The organism is Streptomyces xanthochromogenes (genome assembly GCF_014650455.1).
Lineage (GTDB): Bacteria > Actinomycetota > Actinomycetes > Streptomycetales > Streptomycetaceae > Streptomyces > Streptomyces xanthochromogenes.
The window spans coordinates 36,221-52,937 of the sequence record NZ_BMUZ01000011.1 but is presented as its reverse complement, the minus strand read 5'-3'; the positions used below and the strand labels follow the sequence as shown (position 1 = coordinate 52,937).

At 71.5% G+C, this 16,717-nt stretch carries 15 protein-coding genes; 4 read left to right on the top strand and 11 right to left on the bottom strand.

All coding sequences use genetic code 11. The features are described 5' to 3' along the window. Positions 1-33 precede the first annotated feature (33 nt). Positions 34-1,440, bottom strand: a complete 1,407-nt coding sequence (locus IE267_RS26755; protein ID WP_268251596.1) for a condensation domain-containing protein — start codon at positions 1,438-1,440, stop codon at positions 34-36. Here IE267_RS26755 and IE267_RS26750 point away from each other — a divergent pair. Then, positions 1,439-2,416 carry a ferritin-like domain-containing protein gene (locus IE267_RS26750; RefSeq protein WP_167160344.1) on the top strand — a complete coding sequence of 326 codons (978 nt, stop codon included), beginning with the start codon at positions 1,439-1,441 and terminating at the stop codon, positions 2,414-2,416. The two genes, IE267_RS26755 and IE267_RS26750, sit on opposite strands and share 2 nt — an antisense overlap. Positions 2,417-2,437: 21 nt before the next feature. Then, positions 2,438-3,604, top strand: coding sequence for a class I SAM-dependent methyltransferase (locus tag IE267_RS26745; RefSeq protein WP_189764984.1), 1,167 nt, complete (start codon positions 2,438-2,440; stop codon positions 3,602-3,604). Positions 3,605-3,704: 100 nt separating this feature from the next. Here the strand turns inward: IE267_RS26745 and IE267_RS26740 are convergent, their stop codons facing one another. The 8 genes from IE267_RS26740 to IE267_RS26705 form a co-directional block, all read right to left on the bottom strand. Next, a complete protein-coding gene (locus IE267_RS26740) occupies positions 3,705-4,523 on the bottom strand; it encodes an alpha/beta fold hydrolase (RefSeq protein WP_161248041.1) in 819 nt (272 codons plus the stop codon). A gap of 171 nt (positions 4,524-4,694) precedes the next feature. Then, positions 4,695-6,134 carry an NAD(P)/FAD-dependent oxidoreductase gene (locus tag IE267_RS26735; RefSeq protein WP_189764983.1) on the bottom strand — a complete coding sequence of 480 codons (1,440 nt, stop codon included), beginning with the start codon at positions 6,132-6,134 and terminating at the stop codon, positions 4,695-4,697. A 7-nt stretch (positions 6,135-6,141) separates the two neighbouring features. After that, positions 6,142-7,353, bottom strand: coding sequence for an FAD-dependent oxidoreductase (locus IE267_RS26730; protein WP_167160352.1), 1,212 nt, complete (start codon positions 7,351-7,353; stop codon positions 6,142-6,144). 48 nt (positions 7,354-7,401) lie between these two features. Then, positions 7,402-8,211: an ABC transporter permease gene (locus tag IE267_RS26725; RefSeq protein ID WP_229861440.1), complete on the bottom strand. Its 810-nt coding sequence runs from the start codon at positions 8,209-8,211 to the stop codon at positions 7,402-7,404. Continuing rightward, the gene (locus tag IE267_RS26720; protein WP_189764981.1) at positions 8,208-9,008 is read right to left on the bottom strand and encodes an ABC transporter permease; all 801 of its coding nucleotides are present in this window, start codon (positions 9,006-9,008) and stop codon (positions 8,208-8,210) included. Before IE267_RS26720 ends, IE267_RS26725 begins: the two co-directional genes overlap by 4 nt. Beyond that, positions 9,005-9,973 (bottom strand): ATP-binding cassette domain-containing protein, encoded by a 969-nt coding sequence (locus IE267_RS26715; protein WP_167160358.1) that lies wholly within the window; start codon positions 9,971-9,973, stop codon positions 9,005-9,007. The genes IE267_RS26720 and IE267_RS26715 overlap by 4 nt, the downstream gene beginning before the upstream one ends. A 159-nt stretch (positions 9,974-10,132) precedes the next feature. Continuing rightward, complete coding sequence (locus IE267_RS26710; RefSeq protein ID WP_161244872.1) at positions 10,133-10,408, bottom strand: acyl carrier protein; 276 nt, start codon at positions 10,406-10,408, stop codon at positions 10,133-10,135. Positions 10,409-10,419: 11 nt separating this feature from the next. Then, entirely contained in the window at positions 10,420-11,988 is a 1,569-nt protein-coding gene (locus tag IE267_RS26705) for an AMP-binding protein (protein WP_229861439.1), read from the bottom strand. A 215-nt stretch (positions 11,989-12,203) separates the two neighbouring features. Between IE267_RS26705 and IE267_RS26700 the strand changes: the two genes are divergently transcribed. Together IE267_RS26700 and IE267_RS26695 are read left to right on the top strand one after the other, a co-directional pair. Next, entirely contained in the window at positions 12,204-13,808 is a 1,605-nt protein-coding gene (locus IE267_RS26700; protein WP_189764979.1) for a (2,3-dihydroxybenzoyl)adenylate synthase, read from the top strand. After that, positions 13,789-14,559 carry a 4'-phosphopantetheinyl transferase family protein gene (locus IE267_RS26695; RefSeq protein ID WP_189764978.1) on the top strand — a complete coding sequence of 257 codons (771 nt, stop codon included), beginning with the start codon at positions 13,789-13,791 and terminating at the stop codon, positions 14,557-14,559. Before IE267_RS26700 ends, IE267_RS26695 begins: the two co-directional genes overlap by 20 nt. On the opposite strand, the gene IE267_RS26690 is transcribed toward IE267_RS26695, so the two are convergent. Together IE267_RS26690 and IE267_RS40185 are read right to left on the bottom strand one after the other, a co-directional pair. Further along, a complete protein-coding gene (locus tag IE267_RS26690) occupies positions 14,526-14,954 on the bottom strand; it encodes a helix-turn-helix domain-containing protein (RefSeq protein WP_202518752.1) in 429 nt (142 codons plus the stop codon). The genes IE267_RS26695 and IE267_RS26690 overlap by 34 nt on opposite strands. A 538-nt stretch (positions 14,955-15,492) precedes the next feature. Then, positions 15,493-16,698 carry a cytochrome P450 gene (locus IE267_RS40185; protein WP_189764977.1) on the bottom strand — a complete coding sequence of 402 codons (1,206 nt, stop codon included), beginning with the start codon at positions 16,696-16,698 and terminating at the stop codon, positions 15,493-15,495. Positions 16,699-16,717: the final 19 nt, after the last annotated feature.

Sequence of the window (16,717 nt, the reverse complement as noted above, 5' to 3'; positions counted from 1 at the left end):
GAGCGAAATTCCCATGGGTGCCCCCGATGGTGGTCAACAGATCCGGCTGACGGGCAGGTCCGCGTTCTTGGCGACCAATTCGGAGGCGGCCACGAAGCGTTGGACGAATTCCTCGGCGAAGGCAGGGGTGAATCGGCCCTCGTTGTAGAAGAGCAGGACATGGAATCCCTCGCTGTGCGGCACCAGGACCAGTTCCAGCTCGAATCTGCTGCCCACTCCGTCAGGCACCAGGACTTCTATGTCGAGATCGCCGACGGTGATGCTGTAGACCGGTTCGGCCAGCATCTGGAAGACGATGTCGTCGGCTCGCGCTCCGTCGTTTCCCGAACCGGGAAGCGGCAGCAGCTGATAGGGAATTCCCTGGTTGAGGAAGCCGCCCACGACGGTCGCATGCGTGGTTTTCAGCGCGTCCAGGACCGGCGCGGAGGGGGTGATGCGGGTGCGCAGGACGACCATGTTGGCGAGGAAGCCCACCGTGCGGCGGGTCTGCGGCCGCAGCCGGTTGGCGTAGAGGGAGGCCACCGCCAGATCGGTGCGTCCGGTCGTGCGGTGCAGCGTGGCGTAGTACAGGGTCAGCATGGCGGCGAACAGCGAACTGCCCCGGCCGACGGACAGCGAGCGCAGTGCCGCGACGGTCGCGGCGGACAGCTCGCCGCGCACGAGCGCGGTCCTGCGGGGGCCGGGGTCGGCCCGCGAAGGCAGCGGGGGCAGCGCGAGGCCGTCCAACTCCCGCCGCCAGTAGTCCAGTTGTTTCTTCAGCTCGCCGCTTTCCAGGGCGCCGCGCTGCCACTCGGCGAACTCGGTGAACTGCCAGCCGGGGTCGGGAAGCTCCTTGGTGCCGCCGGCCAGCCGGTCGAGTACGGCGCACAGGTCCTGGAAGACGACGCCGCAGGACCAGGAGTCGGTGACCAGATGGTGCATGTTGACACACAGCACGTGCTCGTCGTCCGCGACCTGCCACAGCGTGCAGCGCACCGCGTCCTCGGTGGCGTCGATCCGGGTGGCGAGCTCCTCGGAAATGCGGTCCCGCACCGCGGATTCGGCATCCGGCTCGCCCCGCAGATCGACATGGCGCAGCGCCACCGGGTGCGGTTCCCGCACGATCTGGCGCAGCTTTCTGCCGCCGCCGCTGAATACCGTGCGCAAGGCGTCATGACGGGCCGATACCCGGTCCAGTGCCGTGCTGAGAACGGAATGATCCAACGGCCCTCGAATGCGGCACATCATGGGGCAGTTGAGGGCTCCGTCCTGACCGCGATAGCGATCGAGGAACCACAACAGCCGCTGTCCCACGGAAGGTTCGGTCTCGCGCTCTTCGGAATTCCCCACGGCGCTCAAGCTACCGACCGTCACCGAGCGGGCTTCGGGGACTGAAAGATACTTGGCGGCATTGAAAGAAACCGCTGGTACCGCGCCGTGCGCTGCTAGCGTCCCCGGCATGCGGGACCTCGACATGACGACACCGGCACACACCCGACTGTCCTGGGACTACACACCGCGCACGCCCCAGCTGCAACGCCTCTACCAGCGGGCCCAGGAGCAGCAGTGGAGCGCCGCCGAGGACGTGGACTGGACGGCGGTGGTGCCCTTCGGCGAACCGCTGCCGGACGGCACGGACTTCGCCCGGACCTCCTTCGAGGCCTCGCCGATGGCGGTGCGGGGCCGGCCCATGTGGGACACCTTCCGGTGGGAGCTGCAGAGCTGGCTGGTCAGCCAGTTCCTGCACGGCGAACAGGCGGCGCTCGTCGCGGCCGCCCGGCTCGTCCAGGAACTGCCCGACGTCGAGTCCAAGCTGTGCGCGGCGAGCCAGGTCACCGACGAGGCCCGGCACGTCGAGGTCTTCTCGCGCTATCTGCGGGAGAAGATCCCACAGCCGTACGCCGTGAACGAGGCGCTGCACGCCCTGCTGAAGGACGTCCTGTCCGACGCCCGCTGGGACATCACCGCGCTCGGCATGCAGATCGTCGTGGAGGCCCTCGCGATGGCGGCGTTCCGGCTCGCGGGCACCACCTTCCACGACCCGCTCATCCGCCGCATCACCACCCTGGTCGCCCGGGACGAGGCCCGCCACGTCTCGTTCGGGGTGCTCTCGCTGCGCGAGGTCCACCGCGAACTCACCAGCGCCGAACGCGCCGACCGCGAGGAACTGGTCCTCGACGCGGCCGCCCTCATGCGCCGGCGCTTCCTGCTCGGCGACCTGTGGGAGCGCCTGGAGGTCGACCACGCGGCGGGCGTCCAGTACGCGGCGAGCGACCGGGCCATGGTCGCCTACCGGCGGACCGTGTTCACCCGGGTCGTGAGCGCACTCGACCACATCGACCTGCTGACCGACCGGGTCCGCCAGGGACTCGAACGGCTCGATCTGCTCGGCGACGGCTCGCCGGTGCTGCACCGGCCGCCCGGCCGGGCCGGCTGAACTCGACGGAGGCATCCACCCATGACCGCGCCCGACCGCTTCGCCCCGAACCCGCGCACCGCCGCTCCGCCCCACGTCCCCGGAGCCCGCCCCGCGGCCGACCCGGCGGCCCCGCCACCGACCACCGCCCAGGCGCTCTCCGTACGCCTGTTCATGGCCGGCCTCGGTGCGGCCGAGCTGATGACCGCGTACCTGGGGCTGCGGCTCGGCCTGTACGACGCGCTCGCCGAGGGCGGCCCCGCGACGGCCCCGGAACTGGCCGAGCGGGCCGGTATCGCGCCGCGCTACGCCCGGGAGTGGCTGGAGCAGCAGGCCGCAGCCGGCATCCTGATCGCCCAGAGCGGGGAAGTTCCGCCGGAACAAAGGGTGTTCACCCTTCCCGCCGGACACGCGGAGGCGCTGACCGACCCCGGCAGCCTCTTCTCGATCGCCCCCCTCGTGCTGCTGCCGATCGGCGGCATGGCCTCGGTCCTGCCCCTGCTCATCGAGGCGTTCCGCACCGGCGAAGGCATCGCGTACGAACGGTTCGGGCCCGAACTACGGGGCGGTCAGGCCGGGTTGAACCGCTCGGTCTTCCAGCATCAGCTGGCCGGGTGGATCGCGGCCACCCTGCCCGCGGTGCACGCCGCGCTCGGCGGGGAGGGCGGGGTGGTCGCGGACGTGGCCTGCGGTTCCGGCTATTCCTCGATCGCCCTCGCCCAGGCCTACCCCAAGGCGCGGGTGCACGGCCTCGACCTCGACGCGCGGTCGGTGTCGGACGCACGGGAGAACGCGCGGGAGGCGGGCGTCGCCGACCGGGTGACCTTCGAGGTGCGCGACGCCGGCGACCGGGACCTCGCGGGCCGCTACGACCTGGTGTGCATCTTCGACGCGCTGCACGACATGGCGCGGCCGGTGGAGGTGCTGCGCTCCTGCCGGGCCCTGCTCGCGCCGGGCGGATCGGTGCTCCTGATGGAACCCAACGTGGGGGAGCGGTTCACCGCTCCGGCCTCGGAGACCGAGCGCTTCCAGTACGCGGTGAGCCTGCTGCACTGTCTGCCGGTCGGCATGGCGGAGCAGCCCTCGGCCGCCACCGGCACGGTGATGCGTCCCGGCACGGTCCGCGCCTACGCCTCCGAGGCGGGGTTCGCGAAGGTGCGGGTGCTGCCCGTGCGGCACACCTTCCACCGGCTGTACCAGCTGCTCTGAGGCCGCGACGCCCTCGGGGGAGAACGGCGAAGGGCCCGGACGTCCGCTCGGACGTCCGGGCCCTTCGCCGTCGGGGGGCTCCGCTGCTGGGCGCGGGGCCCTATTCCTTGGCCCCGCCCAGGAATTCGTCGAGCAGCATGTTGACCTCGGTGGGCTTCTCCAGAAGCGCCGCGTGCCCGCTGTTCTTGATCTCGCGGTACTCGCAGCCCGGGATGATCTTTGCGAGTTCGCGGGCCATCGGGTACGGCGACATGATGTCGTGCTCCATGCCGACCACCAGACAGGGCACGGTGATGCCCGCGATGCGCTGGGGGTCGGGATCGTACGACGCGGACGCCTCGGCGTGACCGAGGGCCCCGTGCCCGCCGGACTCGGCGAGGCCGCGCAGCCCCTCCAGGTACGGGCCGATGAAGGCGTCCCGGTTGAGTGCGCGCGGCCCGAACAGATACATCGCCCGGTAGATGCCCTCCATCACGGGCGGCATCACGACCCCCGCCCGCAGCCGTTCCAGGGCGTCCTCGCGGATCGCCCGGTGCAGTGCGCTCGGCTTCCACGGCACCCCGACCAGCGCGGCCTTGGTGAGCAACTCGGGTCGCTCCACCGCGAGTTCGAGGATGATGGTGGCGCCGAGGGAGTAGCCGACGATCGCGCAGGGGCCGATGGCGAGCTGCTCGATGAGGGCCGCCACGTCCTCGGCGAGACCCTCCATGGTGTACGGCGGCGGGGTCTCCTGCGACGGCGGTACGCCCCGGTGGTCGAAGGTGATGACGCGGTGGCCGCGCTTGGTCAGGAACGGCACCTGCATCTGGTTGAACAGGTTCGCCTGGTGCTGTCCCGGAACGAGCAGCACGGGGCTGCCGTCCGGGTCTCCGAAGATGTCGTAGCTCAGGGTGACGCCGGTCTTGAGAGAGATCTCCACGCTGCCGTCCTTCACGGACTCGCCCGGCGGACCGGGCGGGGATTCGGTGGGTGGGGCCCGGGATGGGGCCGGGGCCGGGCGGTCGAGGACCGGACCGGAGGAGCGGGGCCCGAGAGCCGGGCCGGGGACCGCGCGGTGCGGTCGCCGGCCGGTGCGGCCCGCCCGCCGACGCTATCGGCGGGGAGCGGGATGCGGGGCCGCCGGTGACAGTTCCTGTACAGAACCGCCCGTCACCAAGGACTCGAACGCGGCGCGCCCGGGGCCTTCCAGGGGCGGTTCGGGCAGCGGATGGTCGCGCAGGAAGGCGAGGATGCGCCGGGAGACGACCCGGTCGGCCATCAGTTCCTGCGGGGTCATCAGCATGTTGTAGAGGCGCAGCGAGGCACTTCTGACGGCCTCGTCGTCCTCCCGCAGCACCGCCATCGCCCGGACGAAACGGTTGGGCAGGTCTTCGGCCGGCGCGGCCCGCTGCCCGAGCAGGCCGGCCCGCAACTGCGCGAACCGGGCCTCGTCCGTGGCGAGTTGGAGACCGAACCAGCGCCCCGGATGAGCGGCGGTCCACTTCTCGAACGCCAGCAGCGCGGCGAGCGGGTCCTCGGCCGCGCCGTCCGCGACCCGGGCCAGCTCCTGCGCGTGGCTGAAGGCGAGGGAGGTGCCCCGGCCGAAGGTGGGGTTGGTCTGGACGGCGGCGTCGCCGAGCAGTACCAGCCCGGCGACGAACGGGCGGCCCCGCTCGTCGAGCAGGCGGCGCCACCGGTTCTCGATGTTGCCCATGGGAGCGGGGTCGTCGATCGGCTCCCCGCAGTCGAGCCAGGCCGCCGTGCGGGGCACCGCGGACAGGAAGCGGGTGAACGTGTCAGGGTCTCGCAGTCGGTGGCGCAGCGGGTCGGAGACGGCCACCGTCACCGAGAGCTGGAAGGTGTCGTTGTCGCCGGGGAAGACCAGTGCGGTGGCGTAGTCCAACTCGGCGACCTGCGGCACCGTGGTGGAGGGGAAGCGTCGTCCGGGGCGCAGCCGGTAGTGCCGGGTCAGATAGAAGAATCCGCACGGCTGCGCGGTCTCGCCCGGCACCGGCAGCGACAGGTCCGAGAGCCAGCGGGCGACCCGGGAGCGCCGGCCGCTCGCGTCGACCACCAGATCGCCGCGGAACTCCTCGCGTCCGGCCGCCCGCACCCCCACCACGCGCGGAATGCCCCGGGCGTCACCGGAGAGGCGCAGTCCGGTGACCCGGGTGCCGTGCACGAAGTCGACCCCTGCCTCGGCGAGCGCGGCCCGCCGCAGCACCCCCTCGTACACCAGGCGCCGGGACAGGACGGTCGCGTCCGGCCGGTCGTCCTGCAGCGGTACCGGCACGGCGCCCCGGGCGGCGAGGGCCGTCAGGACGTCGGGCGCCTCCTCGCTCAGGACCTTGGTCGCCAGCGCGAGGAAGGCATGGCCCTGGCGTGCGTGCGGGACCTCGGGGCGGCGCCAGCGAAGGACCTCGTCGTCGGGGCTCCCGTCGGGTGGCGGCTCCCCGCTCTCCAGGACGGTGACCCGGTGTCCGCGGCGGGCCGCGAACAGGGCCGCGGCCGACCCGGCGAGACCGCCACCGATCACGATGACGTCGGTCACGGCGCGCTCACCTCGCGACCGCGCGGTGCGGAGCGTCCCAGGCGACCCGGTAGCCGTACACGTCGTCCGCGCTCTTCAGGCTCAGCCGGAGGAAGAAGGGCAGCATCAGATCGCGCAGGGCCCGGCCCACCGGCCCGTTCGGCGTCATGTGCCCGCCTGTCTTGCGGGCCCGCTGCACCAGCCCCTCCACGCGCGGGCGCCGGATGCTCTCGAACGCGGCGAACGCCCGCTGGGGATCGGCCTCGTCGCGCAGGCACTTGGCGAGGACCACGGCGTCCTCCATGCCGAGGGCCGCGCCCTGGCCCAGGTGCGGCGAGATGGCGTGGGCCGCGTCGCCCATCAGACACACGTTCTGCCGGTGCCAGCTCGGCAGCGACGGCAGGTCGTAGAGCGGCCAGCGGCCTATCGGGCCCTCGGTCGCGCGCAGTATCCCGGCGACCACCCGGTGATCGGCGGCATGCCGGCGCAACAGCTCGGCCCGCCACTGCTCGTCGGTGATCGAGGCGGCCCAGCCCCTCGCGGGCTCCTCGGGCTCGGTGTGGTTCTCGAACCAGTACACCTCCCCGCCGGGCAGCACCTGGTAGCCGAAGAAGCCGCGCAGCCCGAACACCATCCGCAGGACGCCGTCCGCCTCCCCGGCACCCCGGGTACGGGCGAAGCCGCCCGAGCCGACGCCCTGGGTGAAACTGGGCGCCGGGGCCTCGGGGAAGACGGCCGCACGGGTGGCGGAGTTGATCCCGTCGGCGCCGATCAGCACGGCGCCCCCGGCCGTCGTGCCGTCGGCGAACCGGGCCGTGACGCGGCCCGGCCCCTGCTGTTCGACGCCGACGACCCGCTTGCCGAACTCGACCGGCACGCCCGCCTTCTCGGCCGCGTCGCGCAGTCCCTTGTTCAGCAGGCCGCGCTTGATGACGGTGGTCCGCTCCGGGTTGCGACCGATGGTGCGGCCCCGGTGGTTGGCGAAGACGAGCCGGGTGGTGGGCTCGCCCGCGCTCAGGACCTGGTCCGCGATGCCGAGGCTCTCCAGGACGCTGCGTCCGTTGGGCCCCAGATTGATGAACGACCCGGCCGCGTCGTCCGGTTCCTCGCGGCCCTCGTACAGCACGGGCTCGAATCCACAGCTCCGCAGGAACAGCGCGAGCACCGGGCCGGTGATCCCGCAGCCCGCGATGAGGACCCGCTGATCGCCGGGGGTGTCGAAGGAACGTGCGTGGGGCATGGGCGTACTTCCTCCTCTGCCCGGTCGCCGGACTCGCCGGAACCGGAGCTAACCTGCAACGAAATTGCGGAACTTACGGACCGTCACAAACGCGCAGAGCACACTGATGCCGACCGTCCAGGCGACCGTGGCGAGCACCGGAACCAGGAGCGGCCCGCCGTGCGAGAGCCCCACGAGCGCCTCCACGGCCGTGGAGACGGGCTGCGCGGCCACGACGGAACGGATCGCGCTCGGATAGGCGTCCAGCGGCATATAGCCCGACGACATCAACGTCAGCGCCAGCGTGGGCAGTTGGACCCAGGCCATGATGACCGGCGGGTACGGGGCGGACAGCGCGGCCACCACCGCGATCGAGGTGCACATCAGGCCGAACAGGGCCACCAGGACGAAGAAGCCCACCGCGGCCCCGAAGCCCTGCTCGAATCGGAAGCCGGGCAGATAGGCGATGGCCGCCACCAGGACGGCGATGCCGAGGATGCGCACGAGGTCACCGAGCATCCGCCCGAACAGCATGGACAGGGCGTTGATCGGCATGGCCCGCAGCCGGTTGAAGACACCGCTGCGGATGTCCACCCAGAACGCGATCGCACTGGAGCCGATGGCCGAGAACGCCGTGATCAGGATGATCAGCGGGGCCAGGCGTACGACATAGCTCTCGCCCAGGGTGTCGTGCACCAGGATGTTGAACGCGGCCAGCAGCATGAACAGTTGGAGCAGCGGAAAGCCGAAGGTGGCTAGCAGCATCATCGGGCTGCGGACGAAGAGCCTGAGCACCCGCCCCGCGATGATGCGGCTCTCCGCCCAGAGCCCTCCGGCGCCGGTGGGAAGGGCGGCGGGCGCGCTGGTTGTCGCGGTCACTTGGTCACCTTCCGGAAGGCGCGCGCGGTGGTCCATCCGCACAGCAGGATCAGCCCGGCGCACCACACGAGGGCGGGCCACACCCGGCCGGTGCCGGTGCTGCTGTCCGACAGTGCGCGCAGCGCCTCGACGACGGCCGAGACGGGCGAGACGTTGACGACCGGCTGGAGCCAGCCGGGGAAGAGGTTGGCCGGCACGAACCCGGTCGAGACGACCAGCAGCGGCAGATAGGGCAGATACAGACAGGCGGCCAGCGCCTCCTGGCTGCGCACGGTGAGACCGAGCGTCGCCGTCACCGCCGCCAGGGCCATGGTGAAGAGCACGGCGACCAGGAGGAAGCCGATGGCCGCCAACGGCCCTTCGTGGAAACGGAATCCGGCCAGGTGCGCCACCAGCGCGATCACCACGGTGGAGATCACCGCCTCGACGGCGACCGTGAGCAGCCGGGCGGCGCCGAGCGCGGAACTGCTGATCGGCATGGTCCGCAGCCGGTTGAACAGACCGCTGCCGCGGTCGGTGGCCAGGGCCATCGCCGAGGCGATCGCGATGAACATGAGGGCCTGGACCACCAGGGTGGGCGTCACCGAGGGCCCGTAGTCGATGCCCTTGTCGGCGAGCATGCCGCTGAACGTGGCGTAGAAGATGCCGAAGAACACCAGCGGCTGGACGACGGTGCCGAAGAGCGCCACCTTGCTGAACGAGCGCTTGAAGTCGCGTTCCGCCAGCACCTGGACGTCATTGAGGAAGGCCTGCCCCGCCGGGGCGGCCGGGGCCGCGGAGGCTGCGGGGGCGGTCATGAACGGCCCTCGCCCGTGTCGAAGGCCGGTCCTTCGGAGCCCCGGTGGTCCTTGGTCAGCGCGAAGAAAACGTCGTTGAGCGTCGGCGGGTGCACGGCGATGTCGTCGGCCTTCAGGGCCGCGCCGTCGAGGGCGCGCACGATCGCGGACAGCTCGTCGGTGCCGCGCATCGGGACGACGAGGACGTCGTCGCGTTCCTTGACCCCCACGAAGCCCGCGAGGGCGCCGGTGGCACGGGCCCGGTCGCCCGCGTCGCTGATCTGCACCTCGCAGACCGAGCCGCCCACGTCCTTCTTGAGCTCCTTCGGGGTGCCCTCCGCGATCACCCGGCCTTCGTCGATGACGACGATCCGCTCGGCGAGCGCGTCGGCCTCCTCCAGGTACTGCGTGGTCAGCAGGATGGCCATGCCGTCGCGGGCCAGCCGGCGCACCGCGTCCCACAGGGCTTGCCGGCTGCGCGGGTCGAGGCCGGTGGTCGGCTCGTCGAGCACCAGGATCGGCCGGGGCACGACCAGGCTCGCGGCCAGGTCGAGCCTGCGGCGCATGCCGCCCGAGTAGTGTCCCGCGGGCATGTCCCCGGCCTCGGAAAGTCCGAACTGGTCGAGGAGTTCGGCGGCGCGGGCGCTCGCGCCGGTCCGGGTCAGACGTAACAGGCGGCCGAAGAACACGAGGTTCTCGCGGCCCGTGAGCGTCTCGTCCACGGCGGCGAACTGGCCGGTGACCGCGACGCTCGCGCGGACGCCGGCCGGGTCGGTGGTGACGTCGTGCCCGGCGAGCCGGGCGGTGCCGCTGTCCGGCGTGAGCAGGGTGGTGAGGCAGTTGATGACGGTGGTCTTGCCCGCTCCGTTCGGCCCGAGCAGTCCGACGACGGTGCCCGCGGCCACGGAGAACGACACGTCGTCCACTGCCGCCTTGGGCCCGAAACTCTTGCGGAGCCGATCGATCTCGATCGCCGCTTCGGCCACAGCAGGACCCCTTTCCTCACGCAGGAGGCTCCGCGGTCACGGAACCTGTACGAACGGAACGCCGCAAAGGCGTTGTAATCGACTCATTGGGTACGCTCCGCGCCGCGACGGTAGCAACACGTGCCGTGATGGGAGCCGTTGCTGTCAGAGATCTGTCAATCAGCCCACCAGGAGCTTCTGTTCCCTCAGTTGCGTGAGCACATAGGCGACCACGTCATCGGAGGTGACGATGCCGCGCCCGGTCTCCTCGTCGATCGGCGGCAGGTCGAAGTCGTCCTCGATCGCGAAGGCCAGTTCCAGGAGGGCCAGCGAGTGGTAACCCAGGTCGTTGACCAGGTGGGCGGGGCGGTCGGTGGGCATCTCGTCGGCGTCCGGGGCGAGTTGGCGCACCAGGGACAGGATGCTGTCGCGTACGGAGCTCTCGGTGTGGGCCATGTCCGTCTCTCCTACGTCCGGGTCGGTTCGGGTGGTGCGGCGCAGTACGCACGCCACAGGGAGCGGCGGCGTGGCTTGCCGCTGGAGGTCCAGGGGATCGAGCCGCGGGGCACCAGGTGGACCACCGTGCGGGCCCCGGTGGCACCGCGCGCGAGCAGCCGGGCCAGGCGGTCGTCGTCGGCCGTGGTGCGCCGCCCGTCGTCGGCCTCGATCACGGCGACGGCCACCGGCCCCGCCGCGTCGTCGCCGAGGACCACGGCAGCGCCGCGGGGCAGGACTCCGGCCTCCCTGAGCGACTGCTCCAGGTCCTCGGCGAAGACCCGGGTGCCGCGCACCTTCACGCTGTCGCCGAGCCTGCCCTGCACATGGAGCTCGCCGGAGTCGAGGAAACCGGCGTCCCCGGTGTGCAGTTCGCCGTCGACGAAGCGGCTTCCGGCGCCCTCGTCGCCGAGGTGGCCGAGGCCCAGGGAGGGCCCGCGCACGATGATCTCGCCGACCTGCCCGTCCGGCAGCGGCCGTCCCTCCTCGTCCACGACGCGTACGGTCGTGCCGGGCAGCGGGGTGCCGCAGCCGACCACGGGGCCCCGATGGCCCCAGCCGGCGCCGCGGCGCACCCCGGTCACCGCGAGGGTGGCCTCGGCCAGCCCGTAGGCGGGCAGCAGCGCCGCGCGGTCGAAGCCGTGCGGGGCGAGCAGGGCCGCGAAGCGGTCGAGCAGGCTCGGGGCCATGCGCTCGGCGCCCACGACCATCGAGGTCACGGCGGAAAGGTCCAGACCGATCAGTTGGCCTGGATGCACCTTGCGCAGAATGTGGTCGAGGCCGAAGGCGGGGGTCGCGGTGATCGAAGCGCCCCGCTCGCCGAAACAGCGCAGATGTTCCAGCGGTCGGCGCACGAAGTCTTCGGGGCGCATCAGCCACAGGTCGTTGCCGGCCACCACCGGTCCGAGAAGACAGCCGACGAGCCCCATGTCGTGATGGACGGGCAGCCAACTGGCCCAGATGGACGTCGACTCCACGCCCAGCCAGGTCCGGATGACGGCCAGGTTGTCGCACAGCCCGTCCCACCCGATGCGTACGCCCCGTGCGGGACCGGTGGAGCCGGAGGTGAACTGCACCAGGGCGGTGCGGTCGTGCTCGACCTCGCCCGGCGCTGGCCCGTCGGGCCCGGGCGCGAGGAGGTCGGCGCCGCTCAGCGCCTCGACGCCCGCCGCCCGGGCGCCCCCGACCGCGTCGCCGACGACCAGGCGGGGGCGCGCCGCCGTCAGCAGGGCGGCCATCCGCTCCTGGTGGCCGGTGGCGACCGGGCGGCCCGCGGCCTCCGGGGCGAGCGGCGCCGGGACGGCCCCCACGAGCAGGGCGCCGAAGAACGCCGCGACGAACGCGGGCCCCGACGGCAGCACCAGGGCCACCAGATCGCCCGGGTGCACCCCGGCTCGCGTCAGCCGGCCGGCCGCGCGCCGCGCGTCGGCGGCCAGTTCCGGGTAGGAGCGGTGGTGCCAGCCGCCTTCGCGGGTGCTGAAGTGGATGCCGCGGCCGGCGACGGGATCGCGCATCCATGCGAGCAACGGCCCTTCGGACACGGCCTGTTCACCTCCCCCTTCCGTCCCCATTCGGTCTTCGCTGCGGGAGCCTAGGCACCCTCCGGCACCGGTCGGCGGTTGCTGTTGAGTGTCTTTCACCGGCCCGGCGCCGACGCGCCTTCGCGGCGGACTCTGGTTGTCCCGCGTGCGGGGAAGCCTCCTCGCGCTCACCCAACGGCGTACGCGTATCTCCCGCGTACCGGCAGGAGGGGCCCATGCTGGACGGATTCGTCCCCTGGCCGAGCGACTTCACCGAGCGGTACCGCGACCGTGGCTACCGGCAGGGACGCACCCTGTACGACCTGCTGCTCGCCGCCGCCGCAGAACACGGCCCGCGGACCGCCGTGGTCTCCGGAGCCACCCGCTTGACCTTCACCCAACTCGCGGACAGTGCCTTGGAGTTGGCCTCCGGCCTGCACCGCATCGGGATCCGGCCGCGCGACCGGGTGGTCGTCCAGCTTCCCAACCGCGCCGACTTCGTGGTGCTGTGCTTCGCCCTGTTCCGGCTCGGCGCGGTGCCGGTCATGGCGCTGCCCGGCCACCGGCGCAACGAGCTGGTGCATCTGTGCCGCCGCGCCGAGGCCGTGGCCCTGGTGGTCCCGGACCGCTTCCAGGGCTACGACTTCCGGGCGCTGGCCCGAGAAGTCCGCGCGGAGGTACCGGATGTGGCACATGTGCTGGTATCGGGCGAAGCGCAGGAGTTCACCGCCCTCGACTCGCTGCCGTGTCCGCCGGTCGACCTCGCGCCGGTGGATGCCGGCGAGGTCGCGCTGCTGCTCCTGTCCGGCGGCACCACGGGCCTGCCCAAGCTGATCCCGCGCACCCACGACGACTACGCCTACAACGCGCTGGCCTGCGCCGAGGCGCTGCGGGTCGACCAGGACAGCGCCTATCTCGCGGCCACCCCGGTCGCCCACAACGCGGCGCTCGGCTGCCCGGGCGTGCTCGGCACCCTGTTCCGCGGCGGCAAGGCGGTGCTCGCCGCGAGCCCCAGCCCGGACGAGGCGCTGCCCCTGGTGATCGAGGAGCGGGTCACCCTGACGACGCTGGTGCCGCCGCTGGTCATGATGTGGCTGGCGGACCCGGAGGTGCTGAAGGCGGATCTGTCGGGGCTGCTGCTCCAGGTGGGCAGCTCCAAGTTCCAGCCCGAGGTGGCACGTCGGGTGCGCGAGGGGCTCGGGTGCCGGCTGACCCAGTGGTACGGGATCGGCGAGGGGCTGTTGACCCACACCCGGCTCGACGACCCGGAGGAGGTCATCACCCACACCGAGGGCCGCCCGCTCTGCCCGGACGACGAGATCCGGGTGGTCGACGAGGAGGACCGGCCGGTGCCGACGGGCGAGGTGGGGGAGCTGCTCACCCGGGGGCCGTACACCATCCGCGGCTACTACCGGGCGCCCGAGCACAACGCGCGGGCCTTCACCGAGGACGGCTTCTTCCGCACCGGCGACCTGGTGCGGCTGCGCCCCGACGGCAACCTGGTGGTGATGGGGCGGGCCAAGGACATCATCCACCGCGGCGGCGACAAGGTGTCCGCCGAGGAGGTCGAGGAGCATCTGCTGTCCCACCACCAGGTGCGGGACGTCGCCGTGGTGGGGCTCGCGGACGAGATGCTGGGCGAGCGGATCTGTGCGTACGTGATCGCCGATCCGTCAACGGGCCCCGGTGAACCGGGACTTGCCCGGCTGAAGGCGTATCTGCGGGAGCGCGGCCTCGCCTCGTACAAGGTGCCCGACCAGGTCGAGCGGGTGGACTCCTTCCCCAAGACACCGGTCGGCAAGGTCGACAAGGCCGCGATGCGTGCGCACGGAAACCGCTGACGCGCTGCTGCGGGCCGTGCTGCCGCCCTGGGCGGTGGGCGCGGCCCGCGCCGACGACGTGTCCGGGCCGCTCTTCGCGGTGGAACGGGAGATGTGCGAGGGGGTCGGACCGCGCAGGGAAGGGGAGTTCACCACCGGCCGGTGGTGTGCGCACCGGGCGCTCGCCCGGCTCGGAGTGCGGCCGGTGGCGGTCGGGCGGGGCACGCGGGGCGAACCCCTGTGGCCGCCGGGCGTGCTCGGCAGCATCACCCACTGCCCGGGATTCCGTGCGGCCGCCCTCTGCCGTGCCGGTGACGCGTGGGCGCTCGGCATCGACGCCGAGGTCGACGCTCCGCTGCCCGCGCGGGTCCGGGCCCGGCTGATCAGCGCGGACGAAGCCCGCCGGATGCGGCCGGAAGTCGCCGGAGAGCGCTTGCTGTTCAGCGCCAAGGAGGCTGCTTACAAAGCGTGTTCGGCCCTCGTGGGCGACGGTCATGCCCCGCCGCTGGCCGAACTGCGCATCCTGGTCGAGCCCGGCGGGCACGGGCCGGGGGCAGGCGGGCGCTTTCGGGTGCGGGCGCCGGCCGTGCACGGCCTCACGGGGCTGCACGAGCGGCACTTCGAGGGGCGATGGCAGCGCTCCCACGGTCTGGTGCTCACCTCGTGCGTCATCGTGCGGCCCGGCACGGCTGTGCCCACGACACGTCCCCGTCGTGTCGTGGGCACACCCCTTGGTCCTCAGACCAGATCGGCCTGCGACTCCAGTACATAGCCCCGCCCCCACACGGTGCGTATGGAAAGGCCGAGCGGCTGTATTCGCTCCCTGGTCCGCATCATGTGCAGGTCCAGGGCGTTGCGCGTCCTCGATCCATTGACCTGACCGAGCCGGTAGCGCAGCGCCTCGCGGGGAACGACCTCGCGGAAGTTCGGTACGAGCAGTTCCAGGAGTTCCGTCTGGGTGGGCGAGACCGTTACCGAGCGGGAGGAGAAATGCAGTACCCCGCTCTCGTCCAGGCACGGAAGCCGGTTCATCCGGTACCGGCGGCTGAGGGCATTCACCCGGGCCTGTAAGTCGTGTGCCGCGATCGGGGCCCTGACCCAGTCCTCGCAGACGTCCTCGCAGACGGGAGCCTCGGCTCTCGCCTCCACGACCAGTATGCGAGGCACGCCGATCGTGCGGTAGCGATCCCGCAGTTCCTGTTGCGCCGGCCATCTCAGTAACCGGACTTCTTCACGTGACAAGTACGCGCCCCTTCCACGCCCATGGAGTTCTACGCTCACTCATCCCCGCATCCTGAAACCCGGGAGCGGGAGCCACCCAACGATGAAATTGCGGCGCGAAGAGACGCCGGAGAACAGCCGTCTGCCGCCGGTCACATGGAGCACGCTCGACGAGCCGACGTGACAGCCCCGTTCAAGCCATTCACCTCGTGCGCGCGCTCGTGAAATTGTTGACCATTGGATCAAAATCGATCGGCGCCCGCCGGGGCCTGACGACCGGCGGAGGTCCTTCGCCGAAACGATTTAGCCGGGGTGGCCGATAAAGATCGATGGCTGTCCCACCCCTGTCACCTTTCCTCCACGGCGTGGTGCAAACCTCCGCCGCGCCCCCCTCGCCTCCTCATATGAGCCGGACGAACAGGCTCAATCTAAGGGCTCGCGCGGGTCCGCGTCGCCAAATCTGTCACTCATATTTTGGCCACCGTCACCGTAAAGCGACGGGAACGCTCGCGTACGAGCGGAACGTCACGCTGGGTATCCGGACCACCTCGCCGGCGGGCTCGAAGCGGGGGGCCCGGCTGAGCAGCCGACCGAGCGCGACCTGGGCCTCGATCCGTGCGAGGCCCGCGCCCAGGCAGTGGTGGGCGCCACCGCCGAAGCTCACGTGCGGGTTGGGGGAGCGGCTCACATCCAGCCGTTCCGGGTGCTCGAACCGCTCCTCGTCGTGGTTGGCCGAACCGAGCAGGAGCACCACCACCCGTCCGGGCCGGATCGTGCGGCCCCCGATCTCGATCTCCTCCACGGCCATCCGGGCGGTCGCCTGGATCGGGGCGTCGTAGCGCAGGAACTCGTCGACGGCACTGGGCAGCAGGCCGGGATCGGCACGCAGCCTGGCCAGCTCGCGGGGGTGGCCGAGCAGCGCCGCGCAGCTCGTCGCGATGAGGTTGGTGGTGGTCTCGAACCCGGCGAAGAACAAGAAGATCGTGTTGTCCACGATCTCCTCGCGGCTCAGCCGCGCCTGCGGCTCCTCGGCGACCTCGGCCGTCAGCATCTGCGACAGCAGGTCGTCCCCGAGATGGCGCCCCCGCTCGTCGAGCAGCGCCCCGATGTACTCCCGCAGCCAGGCGACGGCCGCGTGCGCGGCGGCCCGGTCCTCCTCGGCCACGTACAGCGCGAACGCCTTCGCCAACTGGATGGCGTGCGGGCGCACCAGGTCCCGGTCCACCGGGGGAATTCCGACCAGTTCGCACACCACCATGACGGGCAGTGGAAAGGCGAGCTCGGTCACGGCATCGAAAAGCCCGCCGTCAAGGCCCGGCGCGAGCAGCGACTCCACCTGCTCCTCGATGAAATCGTGCATGCGCTGCACCAGACGCGGGCTGAACGCCTTTGCCATCAGGCGCCGCAGACGGGTGTGGTCGGGGGCGTCGCGATCCAGGATTATTCGCTGGAAGAAGCTGTTCGCCGGACCGTTGCCGATGCTGAATTCATGGTATTCCGGCGGGTATTCATGGCTCAGCCGGCGATCTCGAAGGAGCGGCACCACATCGGCGTACCGGCTGATCACCCACTGGCCCGGGCCGCCCCGGCTCAGCGGTCCGGAGGCGCGCAGTTCCGCATAGACGGGGTACGGATCGGACAGTACTTCAGGGGCGCGTGAATTGAACCTCAGTGGCAGTTCCGAAGCCATGCCGCTCTCCTGTCGAAAG

Bases quoted from the DNA above. Each gene is read 5' to 3' on its own strand.
- IE267_RS26745 (WP_189764984.1), top strand. From the start codon at position 2,438: ATGACCGCGCCCGACCGCTTCGCCCCGAACCCGCGCACCGCCGCTCCG.
- IE267_RS26710 (WP_161244872.1), bottom strand. From the start codon at position 10,408: ATGGCCCACACCGAGAGCTCCGTACGCGACAGCATCCTGTCCCTGGTG.
- IE267_RS26700 (WP_189764979.1), top strand. From the start codon at position 12,204: ATGCTGGACGGATTCGTCCCCTGGCCGAGCGACTTCACCGAGCGGTAC.
- IE267_RS26720 (WP_189764981.1), bottom strand. From the start codon at position 9,008: ATGACCGCCCCCGCAGCCTCCGCGGCCCCGGCCGCCCCGGCGGGGCAG.
- IE267_RS26750 (WP_167160344.1), top strand. From the start codon at position 1,439: ATGCGGGACCTCGACATGACGACACCGGCACACACCCGACTGTCCTGG.
- IE267_RS40185 (WP_189764977.1), bottom strand. From the start codon at position 16,698: ATGGCTTCGGAACTGCCACTGAGGTTCAATTCACGCGCCCCTGAAGTA.
- IE267_RS26755 (WP_268251596.1), bottom strand. From the start codon at position 1,440: ATGCCGGGGACGCTAGCAGCGCACGGCGCGGTACCAGCGGTTTCTTTC.
- IE267_RS26730 (WP_167160352.1), bottom strand. From the start codon at position 7,353: ATGCCCCACGCACGTTCCTTCGACACCCCCGGCGATCAGCGGGTCCTC.